Here is an 18,523-nt window from a genome sequence, read left to right on the forward strand (position 1 = left end):
ATTAGCTGGGTTGAAGAATGCCGGGCGCCGTGCCGTCGTGCAGGGCCGCCACCAACGCCTCGCGGTGCTTGAGCACGGCGCGCTGGTTGACCGAGCCCTTGTCGGTGATCTCGCCCTTGTCGATGGAGGGCGGCTCGCTCATCAGCAGCGCGCGCGCCACGCGGTTGGCGCTGCCGGTGGCCGAGCGGGCCAGTTCGTTCAGCACGGCCTCGATGCGCTGGCGCACCGCCGGGTGGGCCACCACGTCGGCCAGCGGTGCGTCGGGCCCCAGGCCCGCCACCTCGCGGCAGGCGGGCGCGGGGAACAGCAGCGCGCCCACTTCCTTCTGGTTCAGGCCGGTGAGCACCACGTCCTGGATGTAGGGCGCGCCCGCCACGATGATCCTGGCGCGCATGGGCCCCACGCTGACGAAGGTGCCGGTGGCGAGCTTGAAGTCCTCGGCAATGCGGCCGTCGAACGCCAGGCCCCGGTGGATGTCGTTCTCGTCGATCCACTTCACCGCGTCGCCGGTACACAGGTAACCCTCGTCGTCGAACGCATCGCGCGTGGCGGCCTCGCTGCGCCAGTAGCCGGGCGTGACGTTGGGGCCGCGGTAGCGCACTTCGGTCTTGCCGTCCACCTCGACGAGCTTGAGCACCATGCCCGGCACCGGCGCGCCGATGTGGCCCGAGCGCACGTCGGCGCTGTTGACGAACATGGCCGAGGGGGCGGACTCCGTCATGCCCAGGCCCGTCGCCATGACGATGCGCTCGCCAATCGCCGCCTCTTGCGTGGCGTGCAGGCTGTCCCACACGGGCTGGGCCAGGCCAGCGCCGGAGTAGAAGAACAGCCGCACGCGCGAGAGCAGCTTGTCGCGCAGGGCGGCGTCGGTCTTCATCGCCTCGGCGATCATCTCGAAGCCCGTGGGCACGTTGAAATAGACGGTGGGCGCGATCTCGCGCAGGTTGCGCAGCGTCTCGCCGATGAGCGCCGCCGTGGGCTTGCCGTCGTCGATGTACAGCGTGCCGCCGTGCATCAGCACCAGGCCGAAGTTGTGGTTGCTGCCGAAGGTGTGGTTCCACGGCAGCCAGTCCACCAGCACGGGCGGGGCCTCGGCCAGCGCGGGCAGCGACAGCGTGATCTGCTGCAGGTTGGCGCACCACATGCGCTGCGTGTTGATCACCGGCTTGGGCATCTTGGTGGAGCCGCTGGTGAACAGGAACTTGACGATGGTGCCAGGGCCGGTGGCGTGCATGGCGGCGTCGATGGCGGGCGTGGGCTGCGTGTCGCGCAGGGCCTGGAAGGGCGTGGCGGCGCGGTCTTCAAGCGCGCCCAGGGCCAGCACGACTTCCACATCCTTCGCCACGGTGGCGGCGATGGCCTTGCCGTAGCGCGCGCCGTCGGCCGCGAAGACGAGGCCGGGCGTGAGGGTGTCCATCACGTGGCGCAGCTTGTCGAAGTCCTGGCTGACCGTGGCGTAGGCGGGTGAGATGGGGCAGTAGGGCACGCCTGCGTAGAGGCAGCCCAGGGCCAGCAGCGCGTGTTCCAGCGTGTTCTCGCTGAGGATGGCCACGGGCCGCTCGGCGGACAGGCCCCGCTCCAGCAGCGCCTGGCCGATGGCACGCGCGGCAGACAGCGCCTGGCCGTAGCTGACGTGCTGCCAGTCCCCCGTCTGGCCGCCGGGCAGCTGCGCGCGGCGGGCGAGAAAGCTGCGCTCGGGCGCGGCCTCGGCCCAGTGCGTGAGGTAGTCCGTCACGCGGCGGGCGTAGGCGCCCAGGGGCCGCTCGGCCTCCAGGTAGCGCACGCCGGGCGCGCCCTCGCGCAGCTTGACGCGGGTAACGCCGAAAGTCATCGGGCGGTAGCGGGGGGCGTTCATGGCTCAGTCCTCCTTGCGCACCTTGGCAGCCCGGCCTTCGAGAAAGTCGCGCAAGCGGGTTTTCGCCTCGGGTGCGCTCTGGGCGATGGCGGCCATCATGGCCTCGGTGAAGAAGCCCTGGTCCGCAGGCTGCTCCGCGATGCGCGGCAGCGCGTGCATGAGCGCGTAGTTGGTCAGCGGCGCGTTCTGCGCCACGCGCACGGCCAGCTCCAGGGCCTTGTCGAACGCCTGGCCCTCGGGCACGAGGTACTGCGCGAAGCCCGCGCGCTCGCCGTCCTGCGCGTTATAGACGCGGCCCGTGAGCATCATGTCCGTCATGCGCGCCGCGCCGATCAGCCGGGGGATGCGCACCGCACCGCCGCCGCCCACGAAGATGCCGCGCGAGCCTTCGGGCAGCGCGTAGAAGGTCGATGCGTCGGCCACGCGGATGTGGCAGGCAGCGGCCAGCTCCAGCCCGCCGCCCACGACGGCGCCGTGCAGTGCGGCGATGACGGGCACGGGGCCGAACTGCACGCGCTCCAGCGCGGCGTGCCACATGCGCGAGTGGTGCAGGCCCTGGCCCGCGTCGCGTTCCTTCAGCTCCGACAGATCCAGGCCCGCGCAGAAGTGCGGCCCCTCGCCGTCGATCACGGCGGCGCGCACGCCGCTGGGCAGGTTCTCGAAAACATCGCGCAGCCCGAGGATGAGGCTGTCGTTCAGCGCGTTGCGCTTGGCACCGCGCACGAGGCGGATCACGGCGACTTCCTGCGCGTCGCCGCGCAGCTCGAAATGGATGTCTGGATGGGTCATGGTGCTTCCTGGTTGCCCGAATTGTGGTTATAGTTAATAACCAAATCATCAGGGATTACCCTGGAGCACCTGGAGACACGCCATGAACCACGAGAACCTGATCGCCATCGACATCCACACCCACGCCGAGGTGAGCTGCTGGAACCCGTTCGACAACTACGGCGAGGAGTACGACCGCGCGGCGGACAAGTACTTCAAGAACGGCCGCCGCCCCACCATCGCGGAGACGGTGGCCTACTACCGCGAACAGAAGATCGGCCTGGTGATGTTCACCGTGGACAGCGAATCCAAGCTCGGTCGCCGCCGCATCCCCAACGAGGAGATCGCCCAGGCCGCGCGCGAGAACAGCGACATGATGATTGCCTTTGCCAGCATCGACCCGCACAAGGGCAAGATGGGCGCGCGCGAGGCCGAGCGGCTCATCCAGGAGGAAGGCGTCAAGGGTTTCAAGTTCCACCCCACGGTGCAGGGCTGCCACCCCTACGACAAGATGGCCTGGCCGATCTACGAGGTGATCAACGCGCACGGGCTGCCGGCCATCTTCCACACCGGGCACAGCGGCATCGGCAGCGGCATGCGCTGTGGCGGCGGGCTGCGGCTCGAATACTCCAACCCCATGCACCTGGACGACGTGGCGATCGACTTCCCGGACATGCAGATCGTGATGGCCCACCCGAGCTTCCCGTGGCAGGACGAGGCGCTGTCCGTGGCCACGCACAAGCCCAACGTGTGGATCGACCTGTCGGGCTGGAGCCCCAAGTACTTTCCGAAGCAGCTCGTGCAGTACGCCAACACGCTGCTGAAGGACCGCATCCTGTTCGGCAGCGACTACCCGCTGATCACGCCCGAACGCTGGATGAAGGACTTCCAGGAGGCGGGCTTCAAGCCCGAGGTGATGCCCGGCATCCTCAAGGGCAATGCCGTGCGGCTGCTCGGGCTGAAGTAGCCCTGGACCCGGTCAGGCCAGCGCGCTCACGCTGCTGGCGCTGGCCGCGCTGCCCGAGGCGGCAATCGCCTCGTACGCGCGCCGGGCCTGCTCGGCCAGTTGCACCAGGCTCAGCGCCGAGCCCTGCTCCTCTGTGCCGACGCCTGCCTGGGCGGCCGCTTCGGTCAGTTGGTCGATGAAGACCTGCGCCTCGGCGCTGCTCAGTTGCCGGTCGCCGTCGGTGTCGATGGCCGAGAACAGGGCCTGCGCCGCCTCCTCGGCGCTGGTGCTGCCAGCCAGGCGCTCGGCCAGCGAGACGGTGCCGTCCTCGTTGGTGTCGAGCGGGTCGTAGGTGGCCGCGCTGCTGGACTGCTGCGCGCCGCCGGGACCCTCGGGCGGGGGCGGCGGCATGCCGCCCGCCATGTCCGGGCCCTGCTGCTGCGACGGGCGCCCCGCATCGAACTCGGCCTGCGAGAGCAGGCCGTCGCCGTCCGTGTCGAGCTGGGCGAACAGCTCGTCGCTGCTGGTGCCCGTCTCGCTCGCCGTGCCGTCGGACATTTTTTCCAGCAGGGCCTGCAATTCGTCCTGGCTGACGCTGCCGTCGCCGTCGCTGTCCACCTTGCCGAACAGGTCGTCGCCCGCCATGCCGCGCGACTGGGCGAACTCCATCGTGGTGGGCGGGGGCGGCAGCAGGTCTTTGACTGCGGTGTCCAGCTCGTCGCCGCTCAGGCTGCCGTCGCCGTCGGCGTCGTACTGCGCCAGCAGGTCCTCGGCGCTCGCGTCGAGGCTCTGGCCGGTCTTTTGCGCCACGTCGTCGATCATGGACTGCAGTTCCGTGCCATCCACGCCGCCGCTCTGGTCGGTGTCCAGCTTGGAAAGCAGCCTCTGCTGCGGCGTGCTGCGCTGCAGGCTGGCACTGGACCAGGCGCTGCCGATACTGCCGATGCTCGTCATGGTGGTTTCCTTTCGTTCCAGGGCCAGAACCTGCGGCCCCGGCCTGGAATCCATTCTTGGGGGCGCGCGTAAACCGGTGTTGTCATGTTTGTACCGTAACGGGTACAAAAGCCCGCCCAAGGCCCTGAAATGGCGGGCGAATCCAGCGCAAATCGTGCCATGGCCCGGCAGGCGTGCTTTCTACACTGGCACCTTTGCGGCCTGTCCACCTGCGCATGTCCCACATCTTGGTCGTCGATGACGACGAAGACATTACCACGCTGCTGACCCAGTACCTTGCGCGCTTCGGCTTCACAGCCCATGCAGCGGGCGATGGCCCGGCGCTGCGCGCGCAGTTGGCGGCGCACCCCATCGACCTCATCGTGCTGGACATCATGCTTCCGGGCACGGACGGCCTCACGCTCGCGCGCGAGCTGCGCCAGCACACCCAGATGCCCATCATCATGCTCACCGCGCGCGCCAACCCCTACGACTGCGTGCTGGGCCTGGAGATGGGGGCCGACGACTACATGGCCAAGCCGTTCGAGCCGCGCGAGCTGGTGGCACGCATCCAGAGCGTGCTGCGCCGCCTGGGTGCGCGCGTCGAGCCACCGCCCGGGGTGGTGAACTTCGACGGTTGGGCGCTGCACCGCCTGGAGCGCCACCTGGTGTCGCCGCGCGGCGTGGTGGTGCCGCTGTCGAACGCCGAATTCCGCCTGCTCTGGACCTTCCTGGGCATGCCCCGGCGCGTGTGCAGCCGCGACCAGCTCATGGAACAGGCGCGCGGCCGGTCCATGGATGCCTTCGAGCGCAGCATCGACCTGCTGGTCTCGCGCCTGCGCCACAAGCTCTGCGACGACCCGCGCGAGCCCGCTCTCATCAAGACGGTGCGCGGCGCGGGCTACGTCTTCAACGCGCAGAGCGTGCAGGGCTACGCCGGAGGCCCGGCGTGATGGCCGCATGCCTGCGCGGCGCCCTGGCGCGCTGCCTGCCGGACACGCTGTTCGGGCGTCTGGCGCTGCTGCTGGCCGCCGCCGTGCTGGTGAGCCACGTGCTGGCGCTGACGCTGCTGTTCGAGCTGCGCCCGGCGCGCGGGCCTCACCCCGCACCGCCACCGGGGCTGCATGCGGGCCTGCTGCTGGACATCGGCGTGCGCGTGGGGGTGCTGCTGCTGGCGGCCTGGGTGGCCGCGCGCTGGCTGGCCCGCCCCATGGACCGCCTGGCTGCCGCGGCGCGCGAACTGGGCAGCGACATCGACCACCCGCCGCTGGCGGAGGACGGCACGCGCGAATGCCGCGAGGCCAGCCAGGTCTTCAACCAGATGCAGGCGCGCATCCGCCGCCAGTTGCAGGACCGCGACCGTTTCGTGGCCGCCGTCTCGCACGACCTGCGCACGCCGCTGACCCGCCTGCGCCTGCGCGCCGAAGCCCTGCCCGATGGCGCCGAACGCGCCCGCTTCGCGCGCGACATCGCGGAGATGGACGCCATGATCGGCGCCACCCTGGACCACTTGCGCGGCATCGCCGCCGGGGAGCCCATGGCGCCGCTGGACGTGCAGGCCCTGGTGCAGAGCCTGGCCGACGACGAGGCCGACTGCGGCCATGCCGTGCAGGTGGCGGGCCAGGCCCGACCGCTGCCCGCGCAGGCGGGCGCGCTGCGCCGCTGCATAACCAACCTGGTCGGCAACGCCCTCCGCTACGGCGGAAGCGCCGAAGTCACGCTGGCCGACGACGGCGCGCGCGTGTGCATCGCCGTGCGCGACCACGGCCCGGGGTTGCCCGAGGACGAGCTGAACCGGGTGTTCGAGCCCTTCTACCGCGCCGAGAACTCGCGCAACCGCACGCACGGCGGTGTGGGCCTGGGGCTGTCCATCGCCCGCGACATCGCCGAGCGCCACGGCGGCAGCCTGCGGCTGAGCAACGCCGAGGGCGGCGGGCTGTGCGCCACGCTGGTGTTGCCGCGCACCGGCGCGCGCGCGGGGCTTCAGTAGATCTTCTGCAAGAGGCGGATCAGCGTCTTGCGCTCGGCGGGCGTCAGGCGCGCCGTGGCGTCCTCTTCCAGCTGCGCCGCAGTCTGCTCGGCCTGCGCGGCCAGCTCCACCCCCTGGGCTGTCAGATGCACGCCCATGGCGCGGCCATCGCTGGGGTGGGGGCGGCGCTCGATCAGCCCGCGCCGCTCCAGCAGCGCGATCAGGCCCACCAGGTTGGGCGGCAGCACGCCCAGCGTGGCGCAGAGCTGGCGCGAGGTGATGCCGGGGTTGTGCGCCACCAGCGACAGCACCGAGAACTCCACCACCTTCAGGCCATAGACGGCCATGCGCTCCATGAACACCTCGATGATGGCCAACGCGGCGCGGCGCGTGTTGTAGCCCACCAGCGTGCGCAGGTAGCGCGTGTCCACCGCATCGACGGCGGGGGCGGGCTCAGGACGGGGTTGCAGCGGGGTTTTGCGGGCGCGGACACTGGACATGGGGTGATTGTGCATTACGGGTCAAGTTGATCTCCAGCGCCCATCCAGCAAGCACAAGCAGCTACAAAAACTTGAGCGGCTTCGTGGCAGAAGACTGCGGCGCGGATAATGGGCGCACATCGCACCCGGAGAACCGCCATGGCACGCGCACAGCCCCAGCCCTACCTGACTGCCGCTGACTACCTGGCATGGGAACAGGCCCAGGCCGACCGCCACGAGTACATCGACGGCGAAGTGTTTGCCATGGCGGGCGGGGAAGACCGGCATACGACCACTGCGGGCAACCTGTACATCGCCCTGCGCCAGCATCTGCGCGGCACCCCGTGCAGCACCTACATGAGCGACGTGCGCCTGCACGTGGCGGCATCCAACGCCTACTTCTACCCCGACGTGATGGTCACGTGCGACAGCGGCGACCGTGCCAGCCGCCTGTCCAAGTCCGCCCCCGTGCTGGTGGCCGAGGTGCTTTCGCCCAGCACGGCCAGTTATGACGTGGGGGCCAAGTTTGCCCACTACCGCCAGATTGCCAGCCTGCGCGAATACGTGCTGGTGGACATCGACCGCCGCAGCGCCGACGTGTACCGCAAGGGTGCGGACGGCCTGTGGGTGCTGCACCCGTTCAGCGACGGGCAGGCGGTGGGCTTGGCGAGCGTGGAGCTGACGCTGCCCGCCGCCGACCTGTTTGCCGATCTGGAAGGCGAAGACGATACGGCACAAACTGGCCGCTAGCGCTTGCCAGGCAAGCGCCAGCAGCTATCAAATCTCAAGCAGGTTGCGCCGACGCGGGCAGCCCGAACACGCGGTCGAACCCCCAGTTGAACAGGTAGGTGTAGAAAAAGAAGAACACCATCAGCCCCGCCTCCATCACCGTGGCTTGCCACAGGCTCACGCCGAACCACCAGGCCATGAGCGGGATCAGCGTGAGGGCGATGCCGGCCTCGAAGCCCACCGCGTGCGCCAGGCGGCGCAGCATGGAGCGGCCCTTGACGCTCTGGCGCGCCTCCCACTGCTCGAACAGGTGGTTGAAGGTGACGTTCCAGACGATGGCGATGGCCGACGCGACGACGGCCATCGCACCCGACGCGCCCGCGCCCTGGCCCACGGCCATGAACAGCAGGCTGGAGACGATGATGGCGATCAGTTCGTACAGGCTGACGAAGAGCACGCGGCGCTTGGCGCCCTGCAGGCCGGTGGCGGGAGTGGGTGCGGTCATGGGAAGGCCAGTGTATGCAAGCGCGAAGCCCCGTGCCGACTGGGGTGGTTGCCACACGAAAATTGAGTCAAAATGGCCTGCAGCGCTTGTCCATCAAGCACCAGCAGCTACCAAAATCATAGTAGGAGCAGCCATGCCCGACGCCATCCGAACACCGTGCTTCCCGCCCCGCGACAAGGCCCTGGCCCGGCGCTGGGCGAAATGGCAGCCTGCCACGCAGGGCAAGAAGCCCTTCACGCTGGACGCCATCGACCCCGGCGCCAAGCCCTTTTCGCTGGGCAAGGGCAAGGCGGCGGACAAGGCCGCCGTCGAGGCGCTGGCCGAGGAGCTGGACGCGCTGCAGAACCTGTTCTACGCCGACAGGCGCCACAGGCTGCTGGTGGTGCTGCAGGGCACCGACACCTCGGGCAAGGACGGCACCATCCGCGGCGTGTTCGGCCGCATGAGCGCCCTGGGCGTACACGCCGTGGGCTGGAAGGCGCCCACCGAGGCCGAGCGCGCGCACGACTACCTGTGGCGCATCCACCAGCAGGTGCCGCAGGACGGCGACATCACCGTCTTCAACCGCAGCCACTACGAGGACGTGCTGGTGCCCGTGGTCAACGGCTGGATCACGCCCGGGCAGCACCGCCAGCGCCTGGTACACATCAACGACTTCGAGCGCATGCTGGCCGAGACGGGGACCATCGTGCTGAAGTTTTTGCTGCACATCAGCGCCGACGAGCAGCGCCAGCGCCTGCAGGAGCGCCTGGACGACCCGACCAAGCACTGGAAGTTCAGCATGGGCGACATCGAGGTGCGCCAGCAGTGGGCCGACTACCGCCGCGCCTACGACGCGCTGCTGAACGCCACGCACACGCCCTGGGCGCCGTGGACCATCGTGCCCGCCGACTCCAAAACGCACCGCAACCTGATGATCGCCACCGTGCTGCGCGGGGTGCTGCAGAGCCTGGACCTGCGCTACCCCCCGGGCGACCCGGCGCTCAAGCACTTCTCCGTGGTTTAAGCCAGATCGGCCTCCAGCGCTTATCCAGCAAGCACAGGCAGCTATCTTTTTTGATATTTTTCGGATTATGCGTTTCGCGCATAACCCCTGAACACTCCGGCCTTGGACAGCCCGGGGGCGCGGGCATACAGTTCGCAGCTTGTCCGATCCCACAAGGAATCCTGCATGAGCTCCTCGCCCGTTTCCGCCGCCGTCAGCACGGCGCACCCCCTGCCCTCGTACCTGCAGGCCGACAACCTCGGCCCCTGGGGCATCTACCTGCAGCAGGTGGACCGCGTCACGCCCTACCTGGGCCACCTGGCCCGCTGGGTGGAGACGCTCAAGCGCCCCAAGCGCGCGCTGATCGTGGACGTGCCCATCGAGCTGGACAACGGCACCATCGCCCACTTCGAGGGCTACCGCGTGCAGCACAACACCTCGCGCGGCCCGGGCAAGGGCGGCGTGCGCTTTCACCAGGACGTGACGCTGTCCGAGGTGATGGCCCTGTCGGCCTGGATGAGCATCAAGAACGCAGCCGTGAACGTGCCCTACGGCGGCGCCAAGGGCGGCATCCGCGTGGACCCCAAGACGCTCTCGACGGGCGAGCTGGAGCGCCTGACGCGCCGCTACACCAGCGAGATCGGCATCATCATCGGCCCGAGCAAGGACATCCCCGCGCCGGACGTGAACACCAACGGCCAGATCATGGCCTGGATGATGGACACGTACTCGATGAACGTGGGCTCCACCGCCACCGGCGTGGTCACCGGCAAGCCGGTGGACCTGGGCGGCTCGCTGGGCCGCGTGGAAGCCACGGGGCGCGGCGTGTTCACCGTGGGCGTGGAGGCCGCCAGGCTGACCGGCCTGGCCATCGAGGGCGCGCGCGTGGCCGTGCAGGGCTTTGGCAACGTGGGCGGCACGGCGGGCAAGCTGTTCGCCGAGGCAGGCGCCAAGGTGGTGGCGGTGCAGGACCACACCGGCACCATCTACAACGCCAAGGGCCTGGATGTGCCCGCGCTGCTGGCGCACGTCAAGCAGCACGGCGGCGTGGGCGGCTTCGCGGGCGCCGACACCATGAACCCCGGCGAGTTCTGGGGCGTGGACTGCGAGATCCTGATCCCCGCCGCGCTCGAAGGCCAGATCACCCAGGCCAACGCGGGCCAGATCAAGGCCAAGATGGTGATCGAGGGCGCTAACGGCCCGACCACGCCCGAGGCCGACGACATCCTGCACGACAAGGGCGTGCTGGTGCTGCCCGACGTGATCGCCAACGCGGGCGGCGTGACGGTGAGCTACTTCGAGTGGGTGCAGGACTTCTCCAGCTTCTTCTGGAGCGAGGACGAGATCAACGCCCGCCTGGTGCGCATCATGCAAGAGGCGTTTGCGGGCGTGTGGCAGGTGGCGCAGGAGCACAAGGTTTCCTTGCGCACCGCAACGTTCATCGTGGCATGCCAGCGCATCCTGCACGCCCGCGAAATGCGCGGGCTGTACCCCTGATTCACGCCAGGGGCGCGGTGGGCCCCAGCGGCTCCACCCAGCGCAGCGCCGCGCAGAACGGCTGCGCACACGCCGCGCGCCGCTCGTAGGGGCAGCCCAGCGTTTCACACAGACCGGACGCGCCGTTGCGCGCCCGGTCTTTTTCTTCGTCGCGCGGCACCTGGCCGCTGGCCTGCAGCACGGCCATCTGCGTCCAGGGGTCCATGCGCGCCTGCTGCAGCATCTCGCGGCCATACACGGCGGCGGCCAGGTGCGGCTGAAAGTCCAGCACCAGCAGCGCGCTGGTGCGCGTACCGTCCGCGCCCTGCAGCACCAGCGCCAGCACGCCCGATTGCAAGGACTGCGCCGCGCCGCTGAAGGGCAGCCGCAGCGCGGCCTGGGCCTGTGGTGCTGACGGCGCCGCAGGCGCCTGCGCGGCCAGCCAGGGCACCGGCACGCGCAGCGTGAGCGCGAAGCCGCGCGGCCCCTCGGGCGTTTGCGCCGTGCCCTGGCGCACCAGCCAGGTCTGCAGGGGCGGCGTGTTCTCGTCCGCCGTGCCGCCTTCCAGCGCCTGCGCGAGCGCCAGCGGCCAGGGCTGCGCTGCGACCACGCGCTGGGGCGCGGCCCCTGCCGTGACCTGCTGGACCAGGGCGCTCACCATGTGAAGCAGCGGCGCCGGAACGCCCTTGCTGGGCCATGCCGCGGCAGCCGGTGCGGCCATGGGTGCGGCAGCCGCCGAGGCAGCGCCCCGGGGATCGGGGCCTGCGCCCAACTGCTCGCGCGCCTGGGGCGAGATGCTGGCCTTGTCTGCGGCAAGGGGCTGCGCCTGCGCCTCTGGTACCGCAGCGGGCGGAGATGCCTGCTCCGCCGTCGCCAGCAGGTTGGACTGCCGCTGCAGGGCCGCTTGCGCCAGGAACTGCGCGACGGGCAGTTGGAGCGACAGGGGGCTGCGAAGCGAATCCATGGCGGATTCTGGCGCGATTCAACTCACGCGGCTACGGGTTCCTCGATCACGCGGGCCAGCAGCGCGCCCGCATAGCGCGCGGGCAGCGGAATCCACACGCGCACGGGGTTGCCCTGCGCCACGGCCACGCTCTGGCCCTCGGCGTCGCGCATCTGCGCGAGCCGCAGGCGGACGTTGCCGCTGGGGTGTACCACCTCGATCAGGTCGCCCACGGCGAAGCGGTTCTTGGTTTCCACCTGCGCCCAATCGCCCTCGCCATTCAGCACCTCGCCCACGAACTGGCTGCGCTGGGTGGTGGAGTGGCCGGTGACGTAGTTCTGGTATTCGTTGCTCGGGCGGCGCTCCAGCAGGCCGCCGGTGTAGCCGCGGTTGGACAGCCCTTCCAGCTCCAGCAGCAGCTCGGGGTTGAAGGGGCGCCCGGCCACCGCGTCGTCGATGGCGCGGCGATAGACCTGCGCGGTGCGGGCCACGTAGTACAGGCTCTTGGTGCGGCCCTCGATCTTGAGAGAGTCCACGCCGATTTGCGCCAGCCGCGCCACGTGCTCCACGGCGCGCAAGTCCTTGCTGTTCATGATGTAGGTGCCGTGCTCGTCTTCCATGATGGGCATCAGCTCGCCGGGGCGGCCCGCTTCTTCGATCAGATAGACCTTGTCGGCCTTGGGGTGGCGCTGGCCGCTGCCGGTGGTGGAGAAGGCTTGTTCGGCCTGCTGCTGCGCGGCGTGGAAGTCAAAGCCGCCGTCCATCTTCTGTGCGATGGCTTCGCCCGTGGTGGGGTCGATGTCCGCATCGTGCGTGGCGTAGCTCCAGCGGCAGGCGTTGGTGCAGGTGCCCTGGTTGGGGTCGCGGTGGTTGAAGTAGCCCGACAGCAGGCAGCGGCCCGAATAGGCGATGCACAGGGCGCCATGCACGAAAACTTCCAGCTCCATGTCGGGGCATTCCTGGCGGATTTTCTCGATCTCGTCGAGGCTCAGTTCGCGCGAGAGGATGATGCGCTCCACGCCCATCTTCTGCCAGAACTTCACCGCCGCCCAGTTGGTGGTGTTGGCCTGCACCGAGAGGTGTACCGGCACCTCGGGCCACTTGTCCTTGACCATCATGATCAGGCCCGCGTCGGCCATGATGAGCGCGTCCGGGCGGCAGTCGATTACGGGCTCGATGTCGCGCAGGTAGGTGCGGATCTTGTCGTTGTGCGCGATGAGGTTGCTGGTCACGAAGAACTTCTTGCCGCGCGCGTGGGCCTCGTCGATGCCCTGCCTGATCTGCTCCAGCTTGAACTCGTTGTTGCGGGCGCGCAGGGAGTAGCGCGGCTGGCCCGCATAGACGGCGTCGGCGCCAAAGTCGTAGGCGGCCCGCATCTTGGCCAGCGAGCCTGCGGGCAGGAGGAGTTCGGGGGCTTTCATGTCGGTGCCCTGTCTTTCTCCCTCGCCCGCGTGCGGGAGAGGGCGGGGGTGAGGGGGATGTTCTGCGGGCGCTGCTGGCCCTCACCCCAGCCCTCTCCCAGAGGGAGAGGGGGCGAATCAGGGTCAAAGGCTTTGTCGCCATCGGCATCCGGCACGCCGTTGGCCGCCAGGCCCGCAAAGTCGAAATGGCGCGCATCCATGAAATGCGACAGCTGCACGTTGCGCAGCGCCGCCGCCATGTTCTCGATGCGGCCGGGGTGTTGCTGCTGCCAGTCGCGCAGCATGTGGCCGATCTGCTTGCGTTGCAGGTTCTCCTGGCTGCCGCACAGCGTGCAGGGAATGATGGGGAACTGGCGGATGTCGGCCCAGCGCGCCAGGTCGCTTTCGGCCACGTAGGCGAGCGGGCGGATGATGAGGTGGTCGCCCCGGTCGCTCTGCACCTTGGGCGGCATGCCCTTCAACGTGCCGCCGAAGAACATGTTGAGGAAGAAGGTTTGCAGCACGTCGTCGCGGTGGTGGCCCAGCGCGATCTTGGTGGCACCCAGTTCGTCGGCCACGCGGTACAGGATGCCCCGGCGCAGGCGCGAGCACAGGCTGCACATCGTCTTGCCCTCGGGGATGTGCTGCTTGACGACGCTGTAGGTGTCCTGCGTCTCGATGTGAAAGGGCACGCCCTGCCGCGCCAGGTAGTCCGGCAGCACGTGGGCGGGAAAGCCGGGCTGCTTCTGGTCCAGGTTGACGGCAACGATCTCGAAGCGGTTCTTGCCGCCCTGCTGTTGCAGCTTGCGCAGCACGTCCAGCAGGCCGTAGCTGTCCTTGCCGCCGGAGACGCAGACCATCACCTTGTCGCCTTCGGCGATCAGGCCAAAGTCGCTGATCGCCTGGGCGACCTGGCGCACCAGCTTTTTCTCCAGCCGCGCGGCTTCGTCAAGCATGGGCGGGGTAGAAATTCATCTTGCGCGCAGGCACCTGCGCCACGGCCCGGGCGATGGCGCCGATGTGGTCGGGCGTGGTGCCGCAGCAGCCGCCCACGATGTTGACCAGCCCCTCGGCGACGAACTCATGCACCAGGCGCGAGGTGACTTCGGGCGTTTCGTCAAAACCCGTGTCGCTCATCGGATTGGGCAGGCCCGCGTTGGGGTAGCAGCTGATGAAGGTGTCCTCGGCCACGCGGTTCAGCTCCTGGATGTAGGGGCGCATCAGCGTCGCGCCCAAGGCGCAGTTCAGGCCGATGGCCAGGGGCCGCGCATGGCGCACGCTGTGCCAGAAGGCCGTGACCGTCTGGCCCGACAGGATGCGGCCCGAGGCGTCGGTGACGGTGCCGCTGATGATGATGGGCAGGCGCTCGCCGCTGGCTTCAAAAAATTCGTCGATGGCGAACAGCGCGGCCTTGGCGTTGAGGGTGTCGAAGATGGTCTCGACCAGCAGCACGTCGGCCCCGCCCTGCACCAGCGCCTCGGTCTGCGCGTAGTAGGCGGCGCGCAGTTGCTCGAAGTCGATGTTGCGCGCGCCGGGGTCGTTCACGTCGGGGCTGATGCTGGCCGTCTTGGGCGTGGGGCCGAGCGCGCCCGCGACGAAGCGGGGCTTGCCGGGCGTGCTGAATTTGTCGCAGGCGGCGCGGGCGATGCGGGCGCTCTCCAGGTTCATCTCGTAGGCGAGGTCGGCCATGCCGTAGTCCTCTTGCGCCACGGTGGTGGCGCCGAAGGTGTTGGTCTCAATGAGGTCGGCGCCGGCGGCGAGATACCCCTCGTGGATGTCGCGGATCACGTCGGGACGGGTGAGGGACAGCAACTCGTTGTTGCCCTTCACGTCGCGCGGGAAGTCCTTGAAGCGCTCGCCCCGGTACTGTTCTTCGGTCAGCTTGAAGCGCTGGATCATCGTGCCCATGGCGCCGTCGAGGATGGCGATGCGCTCGCCCAGGATGGCAGGCAGTTGCTGGGCGCGGGTGTAGGTAAGGGGCTGCATGGGGCGTATTGTAAAAACCGGCCCACGCTCCATTTGACAGCGTCACCCCGTGCGATCAAACTAGTCAGCCCAGTCAGAATCATGGAGCCCGCATGCACGCATGGCAACTGCAAGACGCAAAAAGCCGCTTTAGCGAACTGGTGGAATGCGCGCTGAACGAAGGCCCCCAGCTGGTCACCCGGCGCGGCAACGACGCCGTGGTGCTGATGGCGGCACCCGAGTACCGGCGGCTGGCGGGCGAGGACGCGCTGATTTCGCTGCTGCTGCAGGCACCGAGGGGCGAGCCATTGGACACGACGCGCTCGCCGGAACCCATCCGCACAGTGACCCTGGAGTGAGCTGGCGTGAAATTCCTGCTGGACACCTGCCTGCTGTCTGAACTGGTGCGGCCCGCGCCCGCCCCCGCCGTGCTGGGCTGGATGAGCGCACGCGCATCGGGCGACCTGTTCGTATCGGCGCTGACCCTGGCCGAACTGGAGCGCGGCATCGTGCGCCTGCCGCCTTCCCGCCGTCAAAGCGAGCTGGCCGCTTGGCTGGCAAGCGTACAGGCGGGGTTTGGCCAGCGCGCCCTGCCTTTCACGCGCGACACGGCGGGGTACTGGGCGCGCCTGTGCGCGCAGGCCGAGGCAGCGGGCAAGCCGATGGCCGCGTTCGACTCGCTGATTGCCGCCACGGCGCTGGAGCACGGCCTGGCCGTGGCCACGCGCAACGTGCGCGACTTCGCCAGTGCGCCGGTGGTGCTGGTCAATCCGTGGGAGACGGTGCCGGGCGCGCAATAAGTCCCCTCACTGGTGGATGCGCCCGCTGCGGGAATATCCATCAAATCGGCCCATAGCGCCCGCCCATCAAGCACGAGCAGCTATCAAAAAGATAGAAGGCTCAGGGCGCCAGCCGGGTGGACAGGTCCAGGGCCGCAGCCTCGGCGGCGCAGGCTGCGGCGGGCGGCACCTGGCCTGCGGCGCGGGCCCTGGCGATCTCCTGCCGGGCCTCGGCCATCTGGGCGGTGAAGACGGGGTTGCTTTGCAGACGCGCCACGGCGCCGGAGCCGACGAGGCGCCCGGCCTCGATGTCGCTCTTCCAGTGAACGCCGCACACGCCCCGGCTTTGCGCGTAGGCGCGGCCGCGCTGCAGCAGCGCGTCGGTGCGCTCGGGTGCCAGCTGGGTGAGCACCAGCGCCCAGGCCCAGCCTGCGGCGGAGTGGCCCGAGGGGTAGGAGCCGTCCTTGCGCAGCGCGGGCTCATCGCCGGGGGTGCAGGTGGGTTCGTTGAACACCATGAAGGGGCGGGCGCGCTGGTATTTGTCCTTGGCCTTGTAGGTGGCGCCGCCTGCGTCCACCAGGGTGCGGCGCAGCAGCATGGTCAGGTGCGGCGTGGTCTGCTCGGAGATCTGCACGCCCAGCGCGCAGGAGAAGTGCGAGGCCGCAGCCGGGAACCTGAGTTCGGCGTCCTTGCTGGCCTGTGCGCCGCGCGGGCCGCTGCGCAGCGCCGTGAGCGCCCGGTAGGCGGCAACGTCGGCAGCCAGTTCGGCCGAGCCCTCCGCCGGCGGCGGCGGCACCAGGGCCAGGCTGTCGGCCATGTCGTCGCGCGCCAGGTAGCCCTTGGCATAGCCGGTACCGGCGCGCACCTCGCCCACCTCGGCCAGGGTGGTGGGCGGCTTGGGGGCGGTGGTGCAGGCGCTGGCGAGCAGGGCAGCGGCCAGGGCGGTCGCCGTGGGGGTGTATCGCATGTCTGTCTCCTGTGGATGGAACAGCCATGGTACGAGGGCGTGGCGGCGCGTCAAATCGCCTAGGCGACGGCGCCATCGGCCATGCGAGCGGCGGTGCGGGGCCACAATAGCGGGTCTCCCGGCACCACCTCCGGCGGTCGGCAATTTATGATTCAAATCGGCCTCTAGCGCTTATGCAGCAAGCGCCTGTAGCTATCAAAACAAGAGTAACCCAGTGTCCCCTGCGCATTCCGTCCTGCACGACATCTTTGGCTACGAACAGTTCCGTGGCCCGCAAGAGGCCATCGTCGAGCACGTGATCGGCGGCGGCGACGCGCTGGTGCTCATGCCCACGGGCGGCGGCAAGTCGCTGTGCTACCAGGTGCCCGCCATCGTGCGGCACCGCGCGGGCCGGGGCGTGGCCATCGTGGTGTCGCCGCTGATCGCGCTCATGCACGACCAGGTAGGCGCGCTGCACGAGGCGGGGGTGGCGGCGGCGTTTTTGAACTCCACGCTGGACTGGCCGCAGGCGCTGGATGTGGAGCGGCGCCTCTCGCGCGGCGAGATCACGCTGCTGTACGCCGCGCCCGAGCGCGTGACCACCGAGCGCTTTCTGAACCTGCTGGACGACCTGCACGCACAGGGGCAGCTCTCGCTGTTCGCCATCGACGAGGCGCACTGCGTGAGCCAGTGGGGCCACGACTTCCGCCCCGAGTACCGCGCGCTGACGGTGCTGCACCAGCGCTATGCCAGCGTGCCGCGCATCGCATTGACGGCCACGGCGGATGCGCTGACCCGCGCCGACATCGTGGAGCGGCTGCAGCTCGAAGGCGCACAGCACTTCGTCAGCAGCTTCGACCGGCCCAACATCCGTTACCGCATCGAGGAGAAGAAGGAGCCGCTGGCGCAACTGCTGCGCTTCATCGAGCGCGAGCACGTGGGCGAGGCGGGCGTGGTCTATTGCCAGTCCAGAAAGCGCGTGGAAGAAATGGCCCAGGCCCTGTGCGACGCGGGCATCACCGCCCTGCCGTACCACGCGGGCCTGCCGCCCGAGGTGCGCCAGCGCAACCAGGACCGCTTTCTGCGCGAGGAAGGCATCGTCATGGCGGCGACCATCGCCTTCGGCATGGGCATCGACAAGCCCGACGTGCGCTTCGTCGCCCACGTGGACATGCCCAAGAACATCGAGGGCTACTACCAGGAGACGGGCCGCGCGGGCCGCGACGGCCTGCCCGCCGACGCCTGGATGGCCTACGGCCTGCAGGACGTGGTGAACCAGCGCCGCATGATCGACGAGAGCCCGGCGGAGGAAACCTTCAAGGCCGTGATGCGCGGCAAGCTCGACGCGCTGCTGGCCCTGGCCGAAGCCACGGACTGCCGCCGCGTGCGGCTGCTCGCGTACTTTGGCGAGGCATCGCAACCCTGCGGCAACTGCGACAACTGCATGAACCCGCCAGCGGTGTGGGACGGCACGGACGCCGCGCGCAAGCTGCTGTCCACCATCTACCGCGTCCACGCAGCCAGCGGCATCCACTTTGGCACCGGCCACATCATGGACATCGTGCGCGGCAAGGACACGGAAAAGATCCAGCAGTTCGGCCACGACAAGCTCTCCACCTTCGGCCTGGGCAAGGACTACAGCGAGGCGCAATTGCGCGGCGTGCTGCGCCAGTTGCTCGCCACGGGCGCCGTGGGGCTGCACAAGGTGATGCTGGAGAGTGGCCACAGCTTCGACACCCTGACCCTGACCGAAGGCTCGCGCCCCGTGCTGCGCGGCGAGGTGCCGGTGCGCCTGCGCGAGGCCACGGCCAGCGCCGCGCCCAAGCGCACACGCCGCGAGCGCGC

19 protein-coding genes are annotated in these 18,523 nt (G+C 69.2%); 9 read left to right on the forward strand and 10 right to left on the reverse strand.

The window, feature by feature from the left end:
- Position 1: 1 nt before the first annotated feature.
- Both QM569_RS06545 and QM569_RS06550 read right to left on the reverse strand, forming a co-directional pair.
- Positions 2–1,855: a feruloyl-CoA synthase gene (locus QM569_RS06545; RefSeq protein WP_414986421.1), complete on the reverse strand. Its 1,854-nt coding sequence runs from the start codon at positions 1,853–1,855 to the stop codon at positions 2–4.
- A 3-nt stretch (positions 1,856–1,858) separates the two neighbouring features.
- Positions 1,859–2,644: a crotonase/enoyl-CoA hydratase family protein gene (locus QM569_RS06550; protein WP_414986422.1), complete on the reverse strand. Its 786-nt coding sequence runs from the start codon at positions 2,642–2,644 to the stop codon at positions 1,859–1,861.
- A gap of 82 nt (positions 2,645–2,726) precedes the next feature.
- Between QM569_RS06550 and QM569_RS06555 the strand changes: the two genes are divergently transcribed.
- Entirely contained in the window at positions 2,727–3,590 is an 864-nt protein-coding gene (locus QM569_RS06555; protein ID WP_414986423.1) for an amidohydrolase family protein, read from the forward strand.
- Between the two features lie 12 nt (positions 3,591–3,602).
- Here the strand turns inward: QM569_RS06555 and xopAW are convergent, their stop codons facing one another.
- On the reverse strand, positions 3,603–4,523 hold the full coding sequence (gene xopAW / locus QM569_RS06560; RefSeq protein WP_414986424.1) for a XopAW family type III secretion system calcium-binding effector: 921 nt from the start codon (positions 4,521–4,523) through the stop codon (positions 3,603–3,605).
- A gap of 215 nt (positions 4,524–4,738) precedes the next feature.
- Here xopAW and QM569_RS06565 point away from each other — a divergent pair, with 215 nt between their 5' ends.
- A complete protein-coding gene (locus tag QM569_RS06565; protein WP_414986425.1) occupies positions 4,739–5,455 on the forward strand; it encodes a response regulator in 717 nt (238 codons plus the stop codon).
- Positions 5,455–6,492 carry an ATP-binding protein gene (locus tag QM569_RS06570; protein ID WP_414986439.1) on the forward strand — a complete coding sequence of 346 codons (1,038 nt, stop codon included), beginning with the start codon at positions 5,455–5,457 and terminating at the stop codon, positions 6,490–6,492. Before QM569_RS06565 ends, QM569_RS06570 begins: the two co-directional genes overlap by 1 nt.
- Here QM569_RS06570 and QM569_RS06575 read toward each other — a convergent pair.
- Entirely contained in the window at positions 6,486–6,971 is a 486-nt protein-coding gene (locus QM569_RS06575; RefSeq protein WP_414986426.1) for a MarR family winged helix-turn-helix transcriptional regulator, read from the reverse strand. The genes QM569_RS06570 and QM569_RS06575 overlap by 7 nt on opposite strands.
- A gap of 138 nt (positions 6,972–7,109) precedes the next feature.
- Here QM569_RS06575 and QM569_RS06580 point away from each other — a divergent pair, with 138 nt between their 5' ends.
- A complete protein-coding gene (locus QM569_RS06580) occupies positions 7,110–7,700 on the forward strand; it encodes a Uma2 family endonuclease (RefSeq protein ID WP_414986427.1) in 591 nt (196 codons plus the stop codon).
- Between the two features lie 34 nt (positions 7,701–7,734).
- Here the strand turns inward: QM569_RS06580 and QM569_RS06585 are convergent, their stop codons facing one another.
- Positions 7,735–8,184, reverse strand: a complete 450-nt coding sequence (locus tag QM569_RS06585; protein WP_414986428.1) for a PACE efflux transporter — start codon at positions 8,182–8,184, stop codon at positions 7,735–7,737.
- Positions 8,185–8,317: 133 nt separating this feature from the next.
- Here QM569_RS06585 and QM569_RS06590 point away from each other — a divergent pair, with 133 nt between their 5' ends.
- Both QM569_RS06590 and QM569_RS06595 read left to right on the forward strand, forming a co-directional pair.
- Positions 8,318–9,190, forward strand: a complete 873-nt coding sequence (locus QM569_RS06590) for a PPK2 family polyphosphate kinase (protein ID WP_414986429.1) — start codon at positions 8,318–8,320, stop codon at positions 9,188–9,190.
- A gap of 165 nt (positions 9,191–9,355) precedes the next feature.
- The gene (locus QM569_RS06595; protein WP_414986430.1) at positions 9,356–10,666 is read left to right on the forward strand and encodes a Glu/Leu/Phe/Val family dehydrogenase; all 1,311 of its coding nucleotides are present in this window, start codon (positions 9,356–9,358) and stop codon (positions 10,664–10,666) included.
- 1 nt (position 10,667) lies between these two features.
- On the opposite strand, the gene QM569_RS06600 is transcribed toward QM569_RS06595, so the two are convergent.
- The 4 genes from QM569_RS06600 to QM569_RS06615 are packed head-to-tail and all read right to left on the reverse strand — an operon-like array spanning position 10,668 to position 14,974.
- On the reverse strand, positions 10,668–11,609 hold the full coding sequence (locus QM569_RS06600; protein ID WP_414986431.1) for a hypothetical protein: 942 nt from the start codon (positions 11,607–11,609) through the stop codon (positions 10,668–10,670).
- A gap of 23 nt (positions 11,610–11,632) precedes the next feature.
- Positions 11,633–13,009, reverse strand: a complete 1,377-nt coding sequence (gene yegQ, locus QM569_RS06605) for a tRNA 5-hydroxyuridine modification protein YegQ (protein ID WP_414986432.1) — start codon at positions 13,007–13,009, stop codon at positions 11,633–11,635.
- A complete protein-coding gene (ttcA, locus tag QM569_RS06610) occupies positions 13,006–13,944 on the reverse strand; it encodes a tRNA 2-thiocytidine(32) synthetase TtcA (protein WP_414986433.1) in 939 nt (312 codons plus the stop codon). Before ttcA ends, yegQ begins: the two co-directional genes overlap by 4 nt.
- A complete protein-coding gene (locus tag QM569_RS06615; RefSeq protein WP_414986434.1) occupies positions 13,937–14,974 on the reverse strand; it encodes a homocysteine S-methyltransferase family protein in 1,038 nt (345 codons plus the stop codon). The genes ttcA and QM569_RS06615 overlap by 8 nt, the downstream gene beginning before the upstream one ends.
- Before the next feature lie 92 nt (positions 14,975–15,066).
- Between QM569_RS06615 and QM569_RS06620 the strand changes: the two genes are divergently transcribed.
- Complete coding sequence (locus tag QM569_RS06620) at positions 15,067–15,312, forward strand: type II toxin-antitoxin system Phd/YefM family antitoxin (RefSeq protein ID WP_414986435.1); 246 nt, start codon at positions 15,067–15,069, stop codon at positions 15,310–15,312.
- A gap of 6 nt (positions 15,313–15,318) precedes the next feature.
- Positions 15,319–15,753 carry a type II toxin-antitoxin system VapC family toxin gene (locus QM569_RS06625; protein ID WP_414986436.1) on the forward strand — a complete coding sequence of 145 codons (435 nt, stop codon included), beginning with the start codon at positions 15,319–15,321 and terminating at the stop codon, positions 15,751–15,753.
- Between the two features lie 100 nt (positions 15,754–15,853).
- Here the strand turns inward: QM569_RS06625 and QM569_RS06630 are convergent, their stop codons facing one another.
- Positions 15,854–16,699: an acid phosphatase gene (locus tag QM569_RS06630; protein ID WP_414986437.1), complete on the reverse strand. Its 846-nt coding sequence runs from the start codon at positions 16,697–16,699 to the stop codon at positions 15,854–15,856.
- A 214-nt stretch (positions 16,700–16,913) separates the two neighbouring features.
- On the opposite strand from QM569_RS06630, the gene recQ reads away from it, so the two are divergent.
- The coding region (gene recQ, locus QM569_RS06635; RefSeq protein ID WP_414986438.1) for a DNA helicase RecQ at positions 16,914–18,523 on the forward strand (1,610 nt) is incomplete at its 3' end.

This window comes from Acidovorax sp. (assembly GCF_047607405.1).
GTDB lineage: Bacteria > Pseudomonadota > Gammaproteobacteria > Burkholderiales > Burkholderiaceae_C > Acidovorax.

What these genes read in the sequence shown, in the direction of transcription:
- QM569_RS06585 (WP_414986428.1), bottom strand. Translation starts at nt 8,184, where the DNA reads ATGACCGCACCCACTCCCGCCACCGGCCTGCAGGGCGCCAAGCGCCGC.
- QM569_RS06615 (WP_414986434.1), bottom strand. Translation starts at nt 14,974, where the DNA reads ATGCAGCCCCTTACCTACACCCGCGCCCAGCAACTGCCTGCCATCCTG.
- ttcA (WP_414986433.1), bottom strand. Translation starts at nt 13,944, where the DNA reads ATGCTTGACGAAGCCGCGCGGCTGGAGAAAAAGCTGGTGCGCCAGGTC.
- QM569_RS06545 (WP_414986421.1), bottom strand. Translation starts at nt 1,855, where the DNA reads ATGAACGCCCCCCGCTACCGCCCGATGACTTTCGGCGTTACCCGCGTC.
- QM569_RS06630 (WP_414986437.1), bottom strand. Translation starts at nt 16,699, where the DNA reads ATGCGATACACCCCCACGGCGACCGCCCTGGCCGCTGCCCTGCTCGCC.
- QM569_RS06550 (WP_414986422.1), bottom strand. Translation starts at nt 2,644, where the DNA reads ATGACCCATCCAGACATCCATTTCGAGCTGCGCGGCGACGCGCAGGAA.
- QM569_RS06590 (WP_414986429.1), top strand. Translation starts at nt 8,318, where the DNA reads ATGCCCGACGCCATCCGAACACCGTGCTTCCCGCCCCGCGACAAGGCC.
- yegQ (WP_414986432.1), bottom strand. Translation starts at nt 13,009, where the DNA reads ATGAAAGCCCCCGAACTCCTCCTGCCCGCAGGCTCGCTGGCCAAGATG.
- QM569_RS06600 (WP_414986431.1), bottom strand. Translation starts at nt 11,609, where the DNA reads ATGGATTCGCTTCGCAGCCCCCTGTCGCTCCAACTGCCCGTCGCGCAG.
- QM569_RS06565 (WP_414986425.1), top strand. Translation starts at nt 4,739, where the DNA reads ATGTCCCACATCTTGGTCGTCGATGACGACGAAGACATTACCACGCTG.
- xopAW (WP_414986424.1), bottom strand. Translation starts at nt 4,523, where the DNA reads ATGACGAGCATCGGCAGTATCGGCAGCGCCTGGTCCAGTGCCAGCCTG.
- QM569_RS06555 (WP_414986423.1), top strand. Translation starts at nt 2,727, where the DNA reads ATGAACCACGAGAACCTGATCGCCATCGACATCCACACCCACGCCGAG.
- QM569_RS06570 (WP_414986439.1), top strand. Translation starts at nt 5,455, where the DNA reads ATGGCCGCATGCCTGCGCGGCGCCCTGGCGCGCTGCCTGCCGGACACG.
- QM569_RS06580 (WP_414986427.1), top strand. Translation starts at nt 7,110, where the DNA reads ATGGCACGCGCACAGCCCCAGCCCTACCTGACTGCCGCTGACTACCTG.
- QM569_RS06595 (WP_414986430.1), top strand. Translation starts at nt 9,356, where the DNA reads ATGAGCTCCTCGCCCGTTTCCGCCGCCGTCAGCACGGCGCACCCCCTG.
- QM569_RS06575 (WP_414986426.1), bottom strand. Translation starts at nt 6,971, where the DNA reads ATGTCCAGTGTCCGCGCCCGCAAAACCCCGCTGCAACCCCGTCCTGAG.
- QM569_RS06620 (WP_414986435.1), top strand. Translation starts at nt 15,067, where the DNA reads ATGCACGCATGGCAACTGCAAGACGCAAAAAGCCGCTTTAGCGAACTG.